This window comes from Pirellulales bacterium, from assembly GCA_019694455.1.
Taxonomy (GTDB): Bacteria; Planctomycetota; Planctomycetia; order Pirellulales; family JAEUIK01; genus JAIBBY01.
In genome coordinates this window covers 46,730-62,778 of record JAIBBY010000008.1, presented here as the reverse complement: position 1 = coordinate 62,778, position 16,049 = coordinate 46,730, and the positions used below count along the sequence as shown (strand labels likewise).

The 16,049-nt window shown below is 59.4% G+C and carries 15 protein-coding genes and 1 tRNA gene; 5 read left to right on the top strand and 11 right to left on the bottom strand.

Features of this window, described 5'->3' with window-relative positions:
* Positions 1-10 precede the first annotated feature (10 nt).
* The 10 genes from nuoL to K1X71_05300 all read right to left on the bottom strand — a co-directional run bounded on the left by nuoL (position 11) and on the right by K1X71_05300 (position 9,386).
* The gene (gene nuoL, locus K1X71_05345; protein MBX7072551.1) at positions 11-2,482 is read right to left on the bottom strand and encodes an NADH-quinone oxidoreductase subunit L; all 2,472 of its coding nucleotides are present in this window, start codon (positions 2,480-2,482) and stop codon (positions 11-13) included.
* Positions 2,482-2,826, bottom strand: coding sequence for an NADH-quinone oxidoreductase subunit NuoK (nuoK, locus tag K1X71_05340; protein MBX7072550.1), 345 nt, complete (start codon positions 2,824-2,826; stop codon positions 2,482-2,484). Before nuoK ends, nuoL begins: the two co-directional genes overlap by 1 nt.
* 3 nt (positions 2,827-2,829) lie before the next feature.
* Positions 2,830-3,507 (bottom strand): NADH-quinone oxidoreductase subunit J, encoded by a 678-nt coding sequence (locus K1X71_05335; protein ID MBX7072549.1) that lies wholly within the window; start codon positions 3,505-3,507, stop codon positions 2,830-2,832.
* Positions 3,508-4,773: an NADH-quinone oxidoreductase subunit NuoH gene (nuoH, locus tag K1X71_05330; GenBank protein ID MBX7072548.1), complete on the bottom strand. Its 1,266-nt coding sequence runs from the start codon at positions 4,771-4,773 to the stop codon at positions 3,508-3,510.
* A gap of 311 nt (positions 4,774-5,084) precedes the next feature.
* The gene (locus tag K1X71_05325; protein MBX7072547.1) at positions 5,085-6,293 is read right to left on the bottom strand and encodes an NADH-quinone oxidoreductase subunit D; all 1,209 of its coding nucleotides are present in this window, start codon (positions 6,291-6,293) and stop codon (positions 5,085-5,087) included.
* 89 nt (positions 6,294-6,382) lie between these two features.
* Complete coding sequence (locus K1X71_05320) at positions 6,383-6,913, bottom strand: NADH-quinone oxidoreductase subunit C (GenBank protein ID MBX7072546.1); 531 nt, start codon at positions 6,911-6,913, stop codon at positions 6,383-6,385.
* Positions 6,914-6,977: 64 nt separating this feature from the next.
* Entirely contained in the window at positions 6,978-7,592 is a 615-nt protein-coding gene (locus tag K1X71_05315) for an NADH-quinone oxidoreductase subunit A (GenBank protein ID MBX7072545.1), read from the bottom strand.
* 123 nt (positions 7,593-7,715) lie between these two features.
* The gene (locus K1X71_05310) at positions 7,716-8,228 is read right to left on the bottom strand and encodes a pentapeptide repeat-containing protein (GenBank protein MBX7072544.1); all 513 of its coding nucleotides are present in this window, start codon (positions 8,226-8,228) and stop codon (positions 7,716-7,718) included.
* A 152-nt stretch (positions 8,229-8,380) separates the two neighbouring features.
* Complete coding sequence (locus K1X71_05305; GenBank protein MBX7072543.1) at positions 8,381-8,821, bottom strand: DUF2203 domain-containing protein; 441 nt, start codon at positions 8,819-8,821, stop codon at positions 8,381-8,383.
* Between the two features lie 37 nt (positions 8,822-8,858).
* Entirely contained in the window at positions 8,859-9,386 is a 528-nt protein-coding gene (locus K1X71_05300) for an NADH-quinone oxidoreductase subunit I (GenBank protein MBX7072542.1), read from the bottom strand.
* Between the two features lie 442 nt (positions 9,387-9,828).
* On the opposite strand from K1X71_05300, the gene csrA reads away from it, so the two are divergent.
* Together csrA and K1X71_05290 are read left to right on the top strand one after the other, a co-directional pair.
* A complete protein-coding gene (gene csrA / locus K1X71_05295; GenBank protein ID MBX7072541.1) occupies positions 9,829-10,038 on the top strand; it encodes a carbon storage regulator CsrA in 210 nt (69 codons plus the stop codon).
* A gap of 167 nt (positions 10,039-10,205) precedes the next feature.
* Positions 10,206-10,280, top strand: a tRNA-Glu gene (locus K1X71_05290).
* A gap of 65 nt (positions 10,281-10,345) precedes the next feature.
* Here the strand turns inward: K1X71_05290 and K1X71_05285 are convergent.
* Positions 10,346-11,716, bottom strand: coding sequence for a permease (locus K1X71_05285; protein MBX7072540.1), 1,371 nt, complete (start codon positions 11,714-11,716; stop codon positions 10,346-10,348).
* Between the two features lie 464 nt (positions 11,717-12,180).
* On the opposite strand from K1X71_05285, the gene K1X71_05280 reads away from it, so the two are divergent.
* From K1X71_05280 to K1X71_05270, 3 genes are read left to right on the top strand one after another with little or no spacing between them, the layout of a single operon-like run.
* Positions 12,181-12,834 (top strand): sigma-70 family RNA polymerase sigma factor, encoded by a 654-nt coding sequence (locus K1X71_05280; protein ID MBX7072539.1) that lies wholly within the window; start codon positions 12,181-12,183, stop codon positions 12,832-12,834.
* A gap of 3 nt (positions 12,835-12,837) precedes the next feature.
* Complete coding sequence (locus K1X71_05275) at positions 12,838-13,803, top strand: DUF1559 domain-containing protein (GenBank protein ID MBX7072538.1); 966 nt, start codon at positions 12,838-12,840, stop codon at positions 13,801-13,803.
* A 56-nt stretch (positions 13,804-13,859) separates the two neighbouring features.
* On the top strand, positions 13,860-15,233 hold the full coding sequence (locus tag K1X71_05270; protein ID MBX7072537.1) for a hypothetical protein: 1,374 nt from the start codon (positions 13,860-13,862) through the stop codon (positions 15,231-15,233).
* The last annotated feature ends 816 nt before the right edge of the window (positions 15,234-16,049 follow it).

Below are 16,049 nucleotides of genomic sequence, written 5' to 3'. Positions count from 1 at the left end.
CGGGGGCGGTCTATCCGGCGACCGCGTAGCGCAGGGCAAAGCTAGCCAGCACGAACAAGGCCACCGTGCCAATCACGATATACATCACATATTCGCGGAGCCGTCCGGTTTGTATTCCGCGAATCGTCAGGCCGAATGAGTAAATCCACCCGGCCACAATGTTGACCAGTCCATCGACCACATAGCGGTCGATGAGATCGTCGAAGGTGGCGATCGTCCGAATTCCGCGCGCCAGCGCGTCGATCAAGCGGTCGATCACGAGTTTGTCGAAATTGGCGACCGCGCGAGAGACAACGTGGACCGGTTTAACGAACAGATTGTCGTACAACTCGTCGAACCACCACTTATTGACCAGGAAGCGGTAGATGCGAGGAAACTGCGCGCGGACCTCGTTGGGGTTGAGCGCTCCCACGGCATAGAACATGGTGGCCAGAAAGAAGCCTAACAACGCCGTGGCGGTGGCCACGAGGCTAGCTTCGATATGCGCGGCGCCGGCGTGCGAGGCATGCTCGTCGGGATGAATCAACTGATTCCACACCAAGCCCGGATCGATCGCTCCCACGGGCCGCGCCTGCTCCAGGATGTTGGACAGGCTCAGATTGGTGAATGGCAACGTCCAGGCGACCGTGATCGCGAAAAATGCCAGCACCAAAAGCGGCACAAACATTACCGGCGGCGATTCGTGCGCGTGCTCGTACTTGTGGTGATCGCGCGGCTTGCCAGCAAAGGTCAGATACCACAAGCGGAACATGTAAAAAGCCGTCATCGCGGCGCCGCCAGCGGCCGCGTAGTACAACCACGCATGCAAGCCGTTGAGGCCCGTGCCGTCGTTGGAGTTTCGGAAGGCGGCGAGCTGCGCGATGATTGCGTCTTTGGAATAGAAACCGCTGAAGCCGATGCCGGCGCCGATAAAGGGAATTCCGAAGCCAGCGATCGCCATGCAACCAACGAGCATGGTGTAGGCGGTGAAGGGCATCTTTTTTCGCAAGCCCCCCATCTCGCGCATGTCGTTGGTATGGACAGCGTGAATCACAGATCCGGAGCAGAGAAACAACAGGCTCTTGAAGAACGCGTGCGTAAACAGGTGCAGCAGGCCAGCGAGCCAAGCGCCAACACCGAGCCCCAACATCATGTAGCCGAGTTGGCTGATAGTGGAGTAGGCCAGCACACGTTTAATGTCCGTGGCGGTGATAGCGATGGTCGCCGCGATAAACAGAGTGATCGCGCCGGCATACGCGATGACCAGCAGAACCTCGGGGGTGAAGACGGGATAGAAGCGCCCCACGAGAAAAACACCCGCGGCGACCATCGTGGCCGAGTGCACCAAGGCGGAAACCGGCGTGGGGCCTTCCATGGCGTCTGGCAACCAGACGTGCAGCGGAAACTGCGCGCTCTTGCCCACGCAGCCGCAAAAGATGCCGATACCAGCGACGATCAGCAGACCATAACCAAATTTCTGCGAACGCCAGTCGTTGATTTGCGTAGCGGTGGGTTGGACGCCAGCGGCGATTTCGTAGCGCGCGCCCGCCTTGACCATTCCATCGGGAATAGTTTGCGACAGGCCCATCGACGCGGGCCGGACCAAGGAAAAGAGGCCAGGCGTCAGACCTTCAGTAGTCTTGTGATCGCCGAACGAGAAGGTGCCCAAGCTGCCCCAAAGCGCCATCAGACCGATGATCATGCCGAAATCGCCAACGCGATTAACGATGAAGGCCTTGTTGGCCGCGGTCGATGCGCTGTGGCGCTCGATATAGAAGCCGATCAGAAAGTAGGAGCAGGCGCCGACCAGCTCCCAAAATACGAATGTCATGAGCACGTTGCCCGAGATGACCAGGCCCAACATGCTGAAGCAGAACAGCGACAGGTATTGGAAGAAGCGGTAGAAGCGGCCTTTGCGATGCAGGTGATGTCCATTGGCCAGCGTCACCTCATGATCGGTCACGTCGTGCAACTCTTCGTGCATGTAGCCCGTGGCGAAGAAGTGAATGCACGTGGCGATCAGCGTGACCATCGTGAACATGCAGACGGTCAAGGCGTCGATGTAGTAGCCGATTTCGATCACCAGCGGCCCAAACGTAGCGAGCGAGTACCAACTGCCGCCATAGTAGATTGGCGGCTTGGCGGCATGCTGGTCAGCGTCATTGTGCTCCGCATCGGGATGTGACTCGTGGGCCGGTTCTTCGGCAAAGTTGGCCAATTCTACGGGCGCGGCCACATCGGCATTCGTCAAGGCCGGCGACTCGCTCCGCTGCGCCGCATGGTGAACGGCCGGCGCATGCGGTGGGTGGTGTGACAACCAAAGACAAAGCGACGCAAACGAGAGCACAAACGATGTGAGAATGGCGCCGGTGGCCAGATAGCCCGCCAACACACCCGCTTTGCCGAGCCGGGGGCCAAAGAACAGAATGATGACGAACGACGCCAACGGCAGCAGCCAAGCGGCGCCTAACAGCAGTGGCAGGAGGTGCTCGAGAGTTTCCATCAGCCCTTCAGCTCTTCCGCGTGATCAACGTCGATCGTGGCGTGATTATTGTAGTAGTTGAGGGTGATCGCGAGGGCCACCGCCGCTTCGGCCGCCGCCAGCACGATGACGAAGAGCGCGATCAAGTGGCCGTCCAAGCCCAAGGCGAAGCTGGTGTCGGCGCGGAACGTATCGTTGGCGAACGCGACAAAGTTGATGTTGGCGCCGTTAAGCACCAACTCGATGCCCATCAGCACCCCGAGCGCGTTGCGCTTGGTGGCCATACACACGGCGCCGCAGACAAACAGCACGGCGCCGACCAACAAGAAGTGCATGGTCCCGACAGGTTGGCTGAGCAAGTCCATGAACTAGGTTTCTCCCAGCGTGCCACGGGCACGCTTCTTGGTGCGGGCCAAATAGGCGGCGCCCACCAACACAACCAACAAGTGCACCGATACGATTTCGAACGGCAGCAGATAGCTCGACATGCCGCGGCGCAAGATCGGATTGGGCTGATCCAGCCGGTCGACACGCGGCCCTGACAATGCCATGCCAAGTCGGGTCGCTGTGCGCGCGTCGCGCAGGACAACAGGCGAAGCCTCCGCAGGCTCTTGATTGTTGCGCCGCATGGCCGCTGGGCGCGCCGCAGTCTGAGTCGCTGCTGCTGTCGCAACCGCCGGTCCGTACCAATCGGCAACTGTGACAATGCGGTTGACAAGCACCGCGAACAGCGATCCACCGACAATTGCCGCCAGAATCCACTCGCCACCGCGAGTTTTCATCGAAATGAAAGGGCTTTGCGCGGTCAGCATGACGCCAAACACCAACAGCACCAAAGTGCCGCCGACATAGATCATCAATTGCATGGAGCCGACAAAATCGGCGCCCGCGAGAAAGAATAGGCCGGCGGTGGCCCCAAGCGACAAGATGAGATAAAAGGCCATCCGCACGATATTGGACGAGATGACCACCGCCACGCCAAAGGCGCAAGCGACCAAGGCGAACAGCAGGAAGAAGAACGATTGCCAAACGATCGCGGCCAGCATTTACTTGCCTCCCTCGAGTTGAGAGCCGGCATTGGCCGCAACGCGTGCGGCGATCGACAACGGCCGATTTGAATTGCGATCGCCGCCAGCCACATGGTCTTGCGATGACGCAGGGGCGGCAACGGGCGCCGGTTCGAGCAATTCGGCTTCGCGCACCGTGCCAAGCACCACGTTCTGCCACGGCATTCCGCCGGGAAACAAGAAGCCATTCCAAATCGTGGCGCCCAAAAACATGACGGCCGCGATCGGAGTGCAGTATTTCAGGCAGGTCTTCATCACCTGATCGATGCGCAGTCGCGGCAGGGTCCAGCGAACCCAGATCATCACAGTTACGCCCAGCACGGCCTTGGCGACAAAGTTGACGAAACCGAGGAAGTTGACGAACCAGTGCAGAAACGTGTCCGGCTCGGCGTCGATCCAGCCGACCAAGGGAATGGGCCCATTCCAACCGCCGAAGAAAAGAATCGTGGCCAAACCGCTGACGGTGAACATCGAGCCGTACTCAGCCATATAGAAGGCCAGCCAGCGGAATCCGGAATACTCCGTATGAAACCCGGCGACAAGCTCGCTCTCTGCCTCGGCCAAGTCGAACGGAGCGCGATTGACGCTAGCCACCGCGCAGGTGAAATAGACCCAGAAGGTGATGAATGTGAAGGGGTCGTGAAAGACAAACCAGTTGGTGAACAAACCGCGCTGCATGTCGGCGATGGCCACCAAGTCCATGGTGCCAGCGATCATGACCGGCACGACCACGCACATGCCAAGCGGCACCTCATAGCTGACGACTTGCGCCGCTTCGCGCATGGCGCCGAATAGCGACCATTTCGAGGCCGAAGCGTAGCCGCCCAGGATGACGCCAAAGACCTCCAGGCCCAACACGGCCAGAACAAAGAAGATCGCAACATTCATCCGCTGAGCCGCCCAACCGGAGGCGAACGGCAAGGCCAGGAGGGCCACATAGGACGCGGTGAAGCTGATGTATGGCGCCACGCGAAACATCAGCTTGTCCGCGTCAGCGGGCATCAGGTCTTCTTTGTTCAGTAGCTTGATGCCATCGGCAAGTAGCTGAAGCCAGCCGAACTTGCCACCAGTGCGGGTCGGCCCCAACCGATCCTGAATGCGGGCGGAGATTTTGCGCTCCATCCAAACAAAGGTCATCGCGCCCACGAATGGCACGATGAGCAATAACTGCGTTTGGATTACGCCGGTGACCAGATAGGCCAGCCACCACGGCAACCCCACGGAATTGGCGAAGAAATCAGCCACAGACTCGGTCTTTCAACAAGAACCGACGGGCAAGCGCGGCCCGACGGGGCGAAATCGTCGCGGGAGTCGCGTCGGCGGCTCCCAACAAGATCGTGAAATATGGCACAAAGGCCAGCCGCGTTACAAGCCCCTGGGGACAAAAAGTAAGCAGGGCGCGCCTTCGGGATCAGGAGCTGGCGCCGTCTTCAAGCCCCAGGGGACTCACGCCAATTTAGAACCAGGGACCTGCGCCCCCGGTAACTGACTGGCGACTGACGTAAGTGAGCCGATGGCTCGAACGTTGAAACGAGTGGTCTTTCGGATGGCGCGAATTAGCGGTCAATCTCGCCCATCACCACATCGAGCGAGCCGACAATGGCGGGCACATCGGCGATCAGGCAACCACGGCATAGTTCGTGAGTTACCGAGAGGTTGCAGAACGAACTACTGCGAGCGCGCACGCGCCACGGAATCGAGGTTCCGTCGCTAACGATATAGAAGCCCATCTGACCGCGTGGCGCCTCGGTCTCAAGATATGCCTCTCCCTTGGGGAGTTTCTCGGTCAATTTCACCGGCACGCCAAAGGCGCCTGTGGCGGTGCTATAGCGATCCATCGCTTGCCGCACCAAATCGACCGATTGAATCACTTCGAGCATGCGCACATAAAACCGATGCCAGCAATCGCCGAGCACGGCCTCGCTAGGCACCGCCGGATAGTCGTGGTCTTTGGGATAGTGCCCACCTTTTTGGACAATGACTTCAAAGGCGTAGCCATCGTACATCTCGGTGTAGCGCTCTTCGCCATCACGGCGCAGGTCATGATCGACGCCACTGCCGCGGATCACCGGGCCTGTGCAGCCGTAGGCGATCGCCATTTCGGGAGACAGCACGCCGATGTTCGCCGTGCGGCGAACGAAGATCGCGTTGGTGGTCAACAGCGCGTGACACTCGTCAATTACCGGAAGTAGTTGGGTAAGAAATTCGTCGCACTTTCGCAGCCATCCGGTTGGCAAGTCGTGGGTGGCGCCGCCCACGGTGAGATAGCTGTAAGTCAACCGCGCGCCGCAGACCTCTTCAAACAAATCGAGGATGCGCTCGCGCTCGCGAAAAGCGTACAAAAATGGGCTGAACGTTCCCAGGTCGAGCCCGTAGGCGCCCATGCCCACCAAGTGGCTGGCGATGCGGTTCAATTCCGTGATGATCACGCGCAAATGCCGCGCCTTGTCGGGCAGCTCGAGCTTCATGAGCTTTTCGACCGTCAGGGCCCAGCCGAGATTCATGTTCATCGCGGCCAGGTAATCCATGCGATCGGTATAGGGAATCCACTGCCTGGGAGTGAGATTCTCGCCGATCTTCTCCGCGCAGCGATGCAGGTAGCCGATATGAGGCGTCACCTCGGAGACGATTTCGCCGTCGGTTCGCAGCACCAGTCTCAGCACGCCGTGCGTGCTGGGATGCTGCGGCCCCATGTTGACGAGCATCTCGTCGGTGCGGACATCAAACTCGACGATTCGCTGATCTTCCAGATGAGAGACTGCCATTGGGGGTCTTCCGCGTTCCACGCAAGTTGCCCTCGTCGCTGCGAAGGAGCGCTGTGCGAGGGGCGATAAGGTCTCGAATTCTATGTAAGTTACCGACCGCGAATCCCGTGGTATTCCAGCGGCATGTCGTAGTCCTTGCGCAAAGGATGGCCCACCCAATCCTCAGGACACAAGATGCGACGCAGGCCAGGATGCCCCACAAACCGCACGCCCGACAAGTCATAAACCTCGCGCTCATGCCAGTCGGCGGTCGGCCAGATCTGACTGACACTGGGCACTTCTGGAATTTGGCCGGGCACGTCGTCTTGCCAGCGCGGGAGCATCACCTTGAGAACAAGGCTGACCTTGCCTTTGAAACTCCAGAGGTGATACACGACCTCGAGATGCGGAGCGAAGGTCGCCTTGGCGGCTTTCTTTGGATCTGGCTCGAAGTAGTCGACAGCAGAAATGCAATTGAGCATCTCAAACTTGAGATCGGCCTGATCTCGCAAATAGAGGCAAACCTCGACCAGGCCGGAGGGAGACACCTCGATCCAGGGATCAATCGCCTCCAGATTGGCGCCGGTAATCTCATCGCCAAACTGCTGCTTCAGCCGGTCGAGAAACGCCTGTCCGCTCATCTTTGCTTTGAATCCTTATCGACAATCCATCTTGATCGCGAGGGGGGCGGCGACCGCTTGAAAATCAGGCGACCAACGTTACCGGTCTCTCGCGCGGCGCGCTCGGATCGGAAAGTATCGTCGGGCGCTCTTCCCCTCGGCCTTGCGTCATCGCCCGCACCCAATCGAGATCGCCGCGCTTCCAAACATAAGCAAAGCCGACGATCAATACGGCAAAGAACACGGCGATGTCGGAAAACGCAGTGCGAGTGAGGCTCTTTCCCGCGCCGACCAACGCTTGCGAATCGGCTGGCGCATTGGCGCCTGGATCACGGACTCCCAACTCGGCGAGCAATCCTGAGGCGGCGGGGGTAAGCGCGGGGCCGGCGGCGGATTGCGTCACGCGATCAAGATGGGGGTTGGTGAGTTGAACTGCCTTTCCGTACACCGTTGCCCACGGAAAAAAGAACGCAACTTCCACATCGAAGATGATGAACAGAAGCGCGACCACGTAGAAGCGAAGGTCGAACTGCACGAAGCTGGAGCCAATGGTCGGCTCGCCACATTCGTACACCTCCAGCTTTTCCACATTGGGGGCATTAGGACGTAAGAACCAACCGACCACCAGGTTTACAAACAGGAACAGCAGGCCCACCGTGGTGAATAGGGCCAGATAGGCGACAATCGACACAGAAGTCATAGCGAGCGCGCTTTCGCCAACGTGGCATGATCCGGAATCTCGCTATTCTAAGAAACCGACCCCGGCTTGCAAGGAGATGCAAATTCGGGCCGCAAAGGGGGTGTCGGCAGGAACGACGAGGCGCTAGCGAGCGATCTCATTGGCGCCGTGTTGCTTGGGATCGAATCCCTCCGGCCAGCGCGTGAACCGGTCGTAGCGAGCGCCCGATAGATTGGCGCCATCGAGCCGTGCGCCGGCCAAGTCGGCGCCGGTCAATCGAGAGCCAGCCAGCGAAGCCTTTGCCAACTCGCATTGGAAAAGGCAGGCGTTGTGCAGGTTAGCCCCCTCCAGATGGGCGTTCGTCAGGTTGGCGCCGATGAGCGATGCGCCCATCAATTGCGCCCGTGACAACACCGCATCGCGCAAATTTGCGTGCGACAAGGTGCTGAACGACAGGTCGGCCTCGCTCAAGTCGCTGCTATGTAAATTGGTCTTGATCAGGACGGTGCGATTCAGCGCCGCGTGTCGCAGCGCGCAGCCCGAAAGGTCGGCGCCGGCGAGCTTTGTCGCCTCGACCTCGTGCAGCACGTCGCCGGTCGTCTTGTCGCGAATCTCGATCAGAGCACGGGCCTCCAACAGAGCGCTAATTCGAGGCATTGCGGCCGAACTGCGAAAGAGCGTACGGCAAGAGGGCGATCAATGCACCTCTAAGAGCATAGATCGCGCTGGGTAGCGTTACGGCGCGCACTGACAACGGGGCAGAAATGCCGATTGTGACGGAAATGACGCATCGCCGTCGAGCAATGCAATCAGGCTTTATCACCCGACGTCACTGTGAGCGATTGCCGTCCCGCGAAGCCAGCGTCGAGATCGTGCCAGTACTGCACTTCCGACTCGCCCAGCTTCCAGCAGAGGTAGACCACCCTGCCGTCCATCTGGCAAGGAAAATCAACCAGTCCCTCAAGTCCATCCTTGGGTTCGACACCCAGTTCTAGCAGTTCCTCGACATAGGCCCGAATTTGGCGCGCGTCTTTTTCCAGCTCGTCTTCGACTTGCGACAATTCCTCACTGTAGAGATCGTTTCGCTGCGGATCGCGGTCGCCCCGCAACATGGCCAAACGCTCACGGCGGTCGACAATATCGCGGGTTAATTGCTGCAAATCGGTGACAATCGCGCGCACCAACGGCAGCATCGCATTTGCTTCGTCGAGCGTGAACAATCGCTGAAATTCAGGGGTTTGACGAGGCATCGTTCACCTTCGCGCTCCAGGTGAGCAGGCGTCTAGTCTATTGATTGGGTCCACCATGCACCGGTTCGGCGACCAACTTGGATTCGGCGACGACCGTGGGGTTGAGCGTAGCGCGACCCCACGCTACCTCCACAGGCAGACGTGAAAAATCGACCACACAACCATCGCGGCTGTAGCAGCTCAAGTCGAATGTTGCCCCCATGAAGATGCAGTCCACAGGACAGGGGTCGACACACAAAGCACAGAACATGCACTTGGTGTAGTCGATGGTGAAACCCGTCACACGGAAGCCTTTTCCCTGTGTGACGCGCTCTTTACCAATGTAGATGCAATCGACGGGGCATGCCTTTGCGCACTGGTCGCAAGCTATGCAGGTCGTGAGATCATAGCGGTGGAAACCGCGATACCGGGGGGATACGGGGGCCGGCAACTCCGGGTATGCGAACTGATCGGTAAAAGTCTTGCGATCGGTATCGTAAGTCACAAACCAGTAGCGAGCGGTCACCCAAAGGCCGTGGGCGACCGTCATCACCGCGTCTCGAATATCCTTAAACCATTGCAGCATAACAGCTTTCTGGCTGGCAATGAGCGACAGCGACAATCAGCCGGAAACCATACGATCACCGGCCGAGTCAGACGAGAGGCTACGTGCCTTGTTGGATTATATGCCTGGGCGTGGCCTCTGCAATGGGATGCCGGATATAGCGCAAGTTTAAGGTAGACAAACGATTGCGGTGACTTCCGAACAGATTGGATTGACGGTCGGCGACTATGCGTAATCCGTGCCAAGAAAGCATGAAAATCTGACCAATCCACTTGCCTTCGCTTGACTGGCCCCTAGCGGGGCGTACAGTGAATGGTGAGGAATATCAATGCTTGCAGAGACTTTTGTCAACCACCAGCCCGTGGCTGATGGTGCTCTGCGGCGACGCTAGCAACGAAAGCGACCCGTCGCTCCCCGAGTGCTCCACGAGGGAAGCTCGAGATCGACCGCGAAGGAATGGCCCATGCTGGTCCTGTCTCGTAAGAAGAACGAAAGTATTGTCATCAACAATGACATTACGATCGTCGTCGTCGAGATCCGGGGCGACAAAGTTCGACTCGGGGTCGAGGCGCCCAAGGAAGTTCCGGTGCATCGGCAAGAGGTCTACGAGGCCATCAAGCGCAACGGCGGCGAATCGGCTCGTCCCAATGGCGAAACGGAATCCGCTGGCTAGTGCGGACCTTCGCGAGCGCGTGCTCTGTAGGGCCTTGCTTCTCTCTTAGCGCATGCGACTGATTTCGCAGCAATTGTGTTCGCAGCAACTGTTTTGCGCCTAATCTCCCCGCAGAACCCTTGCCGAACCAGCGCTAGATCGGGTATACAGCGCTGCTCGTTTCTTCCGGCCCCGTCGTCTAGCCTGGTCTAGGACACAGGCCTTTCACGCCTGCAACACGGGTTCGAATCCCGTCGGGGTCATTTTTTTTCAACTCGATGAGCGGCAGCCAGTTCCGGCGCCGCCACGTCAAGCAAGGAGTGGAGCCTCACGGATGCTCGCAGTTCGGGTTGGCGGCTATTATTTCTGACGGATGCGCAGGGAAATATGCGCTCCAGAGCAGAAACACTATTCCCGCCAGCAAATAGGCGACGGCCAATTGCACCGGCATCCAGTGAGTCGAGCCGCGGGCGTCGGTGGGCATTGCCCAGGGCAAGAACATTCGACCGCCATCGAGCGGCGAATGGATGACGCCGAATAGACTGCACACGCCGGCCATCGCGCAGCCAATCGCGGCGAAACGTAATTTTCGATCGATGAGCGCGGCGAGCATTGAGGCCCAAATCAGGCTAGTGAGGATAAATCCGCTTCCCAGCACGCGCAGCGTCGCCAACTGCTCCAATGTGGAAGGGGATAGCCTCGCCAAATTAGCGTGCGGCAGCACGCTGCCTAAGAAGATCGTGACGAGATAAGCGAGCGCGGGGACACACGACAGCGCGACAGCGGGGTAGTGGCGCACCGGCGTGGCGTGAAAACTTTGCGCGGTGATTTCCAGTCCGACAAAGATCAGGACGGGGAAGATCGCGGCTCGTGGAATGTACTCGTAGATGAATGAAAAATAGCCCAACATGCCGGCGCCACCGATGAAAATCGCGGTGGCAAGGGTGTACGCGGCGCGGCCGCCCATGGCCTTGTAAGCGGGGTGGCCGATGTAGGGGGTGGTTTGAATTACGCCGCCGCAGACTCCAGCGACGAGCGTGGCCACGGCCTCGGCAGCGATCACCTCGCGAGTGTCGTACTCGTCGCCCGCGGCGGAGGCGCTTTCGGCGCAGTCAATGCCGCCGACCACCGTGGCCAAAGCGAACGGCAGCACGATTGGCAGATACGGAAGTGACGCGCGGAGCCCCGCCAGCCACTCAAGATTTGGCCTAGGCCAGTTGAGCGCCAACTGACCGGTAATTTCGGATGGCGGACGTTCGATCAGGTTCAGGCCAATCATGGCATAGAACACGATCACCGAAACGGTCACGGCGACGACGGCGCCGGGGACTCCGAATGGCAGCGGCAAGCGAGCGGTGAGCGAACCAAGGATGATGGCCAGCGAAAGGATTCCCACGATCGGAGATTGCATCACATCCAGAAGAGGCAGGAAGCTGATGAGCACCAGCGCGATTGCCGTAAGCGACCCCAAAAGCCCGGCCCGGGGAATGATCCGGCGCGCCCAGCCGGACGCCAACGAGCAAACCAGTTTGAACAATCCGCTCACCACAATGGCCGCCATGCCGATGCGCCAGGCAAATTGGGCGGATTCGTGCTCGCCAAGGCCTTGGCCGCGTGCGGCCAAGAACGCGGGACCGAGTACGAAGAACACCATGCCGATGGTGCTGGGGGTATCGAGCCCCAGCGGCATAGCGGTCACTGGGCGTCCCGTTCGCCGGGCGAGTCGAAGCGCCATCCAGGTAAACCATGCATCGCCAACCAACACTCCCAATGCGGTACCGGGAAGCATGTATTCGACGGCAAAGTTTGCAGGGAAACCGAAAGCGCTGGTCAGCAGCCCGACGATTAGGACAAGATTGGCGATATTATCTAACGCCAAGCCAAAAAAGGCGTTAACATCGCCAGCGGTGACCCAGGAAGATGACTTCAACAACTGCCACCAAAGTAGGGGCATGGGAATTGCGACATCAAGTGCGAAAGTCTAAAGGGAGCGGTAATTGACTGTCAAATCGGCAGATAATCCGCTAGGTTTTGTGCGCAGGCGGAACGTTGTAACCATCTCAGTATGAGATTGGCTGTCTAAAGCAGGGATTCGGAACTGCCGGACCAATTGGTTCCGGCCGATTCGCGCGAACCAAATCCGGGGTGCGTTACGTACTAAGAATGATCAAGACAACAACTCGCAATAAGACGACCGACTCGACAGCTCGCGTCTACTCGCAGTGGACGGATGAGGAGTTGCTGGTTCACTACCGGCAAACTGAGGAGCGCGGAGCGTTCGAAGAGTTGGTGCATCGCTATGAGCGCGAGCTATACAGCTACTTGCGCCGCTACCTTGGCGACGAGGGGATGGCGGAAGACGCGTTTCAAGCGACGTTTCTGCAAGTGCATTTGAAATCGGATCACTTCGAGCCCGATCGAAAGTTCCGACCATGGCTATATACCATTGCCACGCACCAGGCCATCGACGCGCAACGCCGCACGCGGCGTCACAAGCTTGTGAGCCTGGATCGTCGTGGCACGAGCGACAACGAGCAGAGCGCGGGCGCATTAGCGGATCTGCTGCAGTCGCGCGAGGATGGACCGCAGGACGAACTGGAAGCCAACGAACGCGGTCGCTGGGTACGGAAGACGGTCGAGTCGTTGCCGGAACAACTGCGATCGGCGGTGAATTTGATCTACTACCAAGGCCTGAAATACCGCGAGGCGGCCGACATACTGAACGTGCCCGTTGGCACGGTCAAGAGTCGGCTGCATACCGCGGTGATGAAGCTCAACGAGGCCTGGAACCGTGCCAATTTGTCTGGAGCGGAGTGAGCCATGCGTGAGCAGCTGCTCGGCTTTCTTGTTGGGGCGCTAGATCCTGATGAACACGACGCGGTGGAAGCGGAATTGCGTGGCTCATCCGATCTGAAGCGAGCACTCGACGAACTTCGAGTGGCGGCGGAGCCATTGTCTTGGGATCAACAACATTTCGCTCCGCCAGAAGGATTGGCCGCCAGAACAGTCGACTATGTCTCACGACGCAAGGTGGCGATTCCGATTCGCGAATTTGGTGGTCGCACAACTCGCTGGTCACTTCAGGACTTTGCCGTCGCCGCCAGCATCCTGATTGCCGCGTCGTTTCTGTTCTTTCCCGCAGTGAGCCATAGCCGCATGGTGGCGCGGATCGCGCAGTGCGGAAACAACCTGCGGCAGATCGGCTGGGGGCTGCAGCAATACAGTTTGTACCACAACGGCTATGCGCCCTCTCCGTCGCCCACCGGCAATCTAGCCAGCTCCGCGGCGTTTGCTCCTCAAATGGTGGCAGCGGGCTTGATGCCCGACACCCGAGTGCTACGCTGCCCGGAGTCGCCCCACAATTCTGGCAAGCCATTGGATGTGCCGACGCTAGCGCAGATCGAGCGCGCCGTGGGCAAGCAGCTACAACGTTTCCATAACGCCATGGGCGGTGATTACCGCGGCGCGCTCGGATACTTGGATGACCAAAATCAATACCATCCGGTGCGACATGCCTCGCGACCCTATTTCGCGCTCGTCTCCGACGCCCCCAGCATCGGTCGGGACGATCATCAAAGCGGCAACCACGGCGGCAGCGGACAGAACGTGCTGTTCGAAGACGGACACGTGGAGTTCTTGAAGACTTGCCGCTGTCTGCCTGCGGCGCATCCGGACGACATCTTCGAGAATTCGGATGGATTGGTGGCGCCGGGGCACTCGCCGGATGATTCCGTAATCGCTCCGGGCAGCTTTTCGCTGGTCGATTTTGAGCAAGCCGGCAACTAGGGGGCGATATTCGGTCTAGGCCGATCGGACCGACTCCGCCTACAATCTTCGGCGCGATGAGTTGGCTCGCCAAAGGTTGGATCCTGTTATTTGCAATCGCGCTTATGGTGCGCGTGGCGGCGGTGGCGGCGATTTACGATGCTGAACATGCGCCGTTCGCCTACGAGCACGGCGAGATCGCCAAGAACTTGCTCGCCGGTCGGGGCTTCTCAGTGCGGTTTCTGGGCGCCGACGGTCCCACTTCGCAGCAGGCGCCGCTCTATCCGGTTCTGGTAGCGGCCAGCTATTGGCTGTTCGGCGTTGAATCGACTTTGTCGCTGCTCGCCATTCAGCTATTGCAATGTTTCGCAGGCGCCGCGACCGCGGTGCTGCTTGCGCAATTGACTCTTGCGCTCTTGCCGGGGCGGACAACGCTTGCCGTCTGCGCCGGCGGAATCGCGGCACTGCATCCCGCACAGATCTACGCGGTCACACATATACAGGTCGCCGTTTGGGCGACGCTGCTGTTGGTCGCCGCGCTGCGCATTGCCGCGAGTCATCGCTCTGCAGGCCAACGGGCGCTCGGCGCGGGGGCAGCGACTGGCGCGCTTCTATTGATTGAGCCGATCTATGTGATCGCGCTGCCGATCGTCGGCTGGCTCGCCGTGTCGCCTAATGTGCATACTGCGTCAAGCAACAACACGTGGTGGCGGACGCTGCGCTGGGCGGTGTGCTTGGGCGCAACAACCTTGATTGTGATTGCGCCATGGCTGTGGCGCAATTATCACGAGCATGGCGAGTTGGTTTTCGTCAAATCCACGTTTGGGTACGCATTTTGGCAGGGCAATAATCCGCGCAGTTGGGGAACTGACAAACTGCCCAAGCAGGGCATCGAAGCGATACGTCGTTCTCATGAGGGCACTTTGAAATCTTGGTATCAAGCGCTTTGGAACGCCCGCCATGAAGCTATCTACATCGATGACTCGCTACTGACGCAAGCCGACTATCAAACGTTGGCCGCGCTCAGCGAGCCCGAGCGATCTCGTCGACTGGCTGCGCGAGCATGGTCGACATTAAGCCCGAGTCGTTACGCCGCGCTGTGTTGGCGTCGGGCGCGATATTTTCTGCTGTTTGACGAGACCAACCCCAAGGCCGCCAACCTGATCTATCGCGGGGTTACCGTGGGTTGGTTGACACTGGCGATTGTTGGCTGGATCTGCCTGGGGTCGGACCGCAAGCGATTGCGCCCCTTGATGTGCGTCTTTGTCGCGGTGTTCATTTTCCATACGCTGACCATTACCGCGCCGCGATTTCGGCTGCCGGCGGAGATGCTGACCTATGCGTACGCCGCCGCGCCGCTAGCAGTGGTTTTCGCCAATTGGCGAAGGCGCGTCGGCGCCGATGGCGGGCTGATAATTCGGCCAATCCGGGCATCGCGTCGCGCGGCATAGCGTTGCCGCACCGCGTCGCGTCTCGCCTGGGCGTGTCGCATTTTCGCCACGCAGGTCAGTGTGGCAGCCCCAAAATCACTTCGGGGCAGCGGCGTTTCGCGGTGTTCCGCCATCGGCGGAATTTGGCGCCGTTGTTGCTTCCCCTGGGCATTGTTCACGCCCTGTTGCGAGCGTTGTTCAGCGCGGAGTTTCTGGTTTATCGAGGCCCCGCCTTGAACTCCGTGGGCACGCACTTGCTGGTGCGGCAATCAGTTCAACTATGGGTCGAGTGGCATGCAGTTGCCGCAACAAGTTCAATTGGCCTCGCTCTTGTCGTGGCATTGCCAGGCGATAGCGGAATGCGCTGACGCGTTGCCGACCCAAGCATTAGCACAATATTGGACCAGTTCACAGTCGCGATTGGAGCGTTGGCGTTGGGATTTGAAAGCGCTCACGCAAGAATCAGGCGCTTGCTGGTTTTCGTCGCGACATATCGTGACCGAGATGCTGGTCAGTGGCATAGTGACTCAAGTGGCCATGGCGCTCGCCGCTGCCTGTGATCGAAAGCGCGGCACATCGGAGGCGGCGCCGATCGCGGGCAGTGTGCTTGTCGCGCATGAGGAGGTTCGCTATCGCGCGCTCGAACTATTGGCGCGAGCGCACGGAATTGATGACGACTTGAAACGATGGCTATGGGCGCTGGCTGATCGAACGCGCCTGGCGACCGAATCGCTTGTATCGCACATGAACACGATCTGCGCCGCTGAAGCAGGGCAGCGGCAAACGGCTTGCGGTGGATCGAAAGGGAACGCGCAGCGGCGAATCGAGCTGACTCTT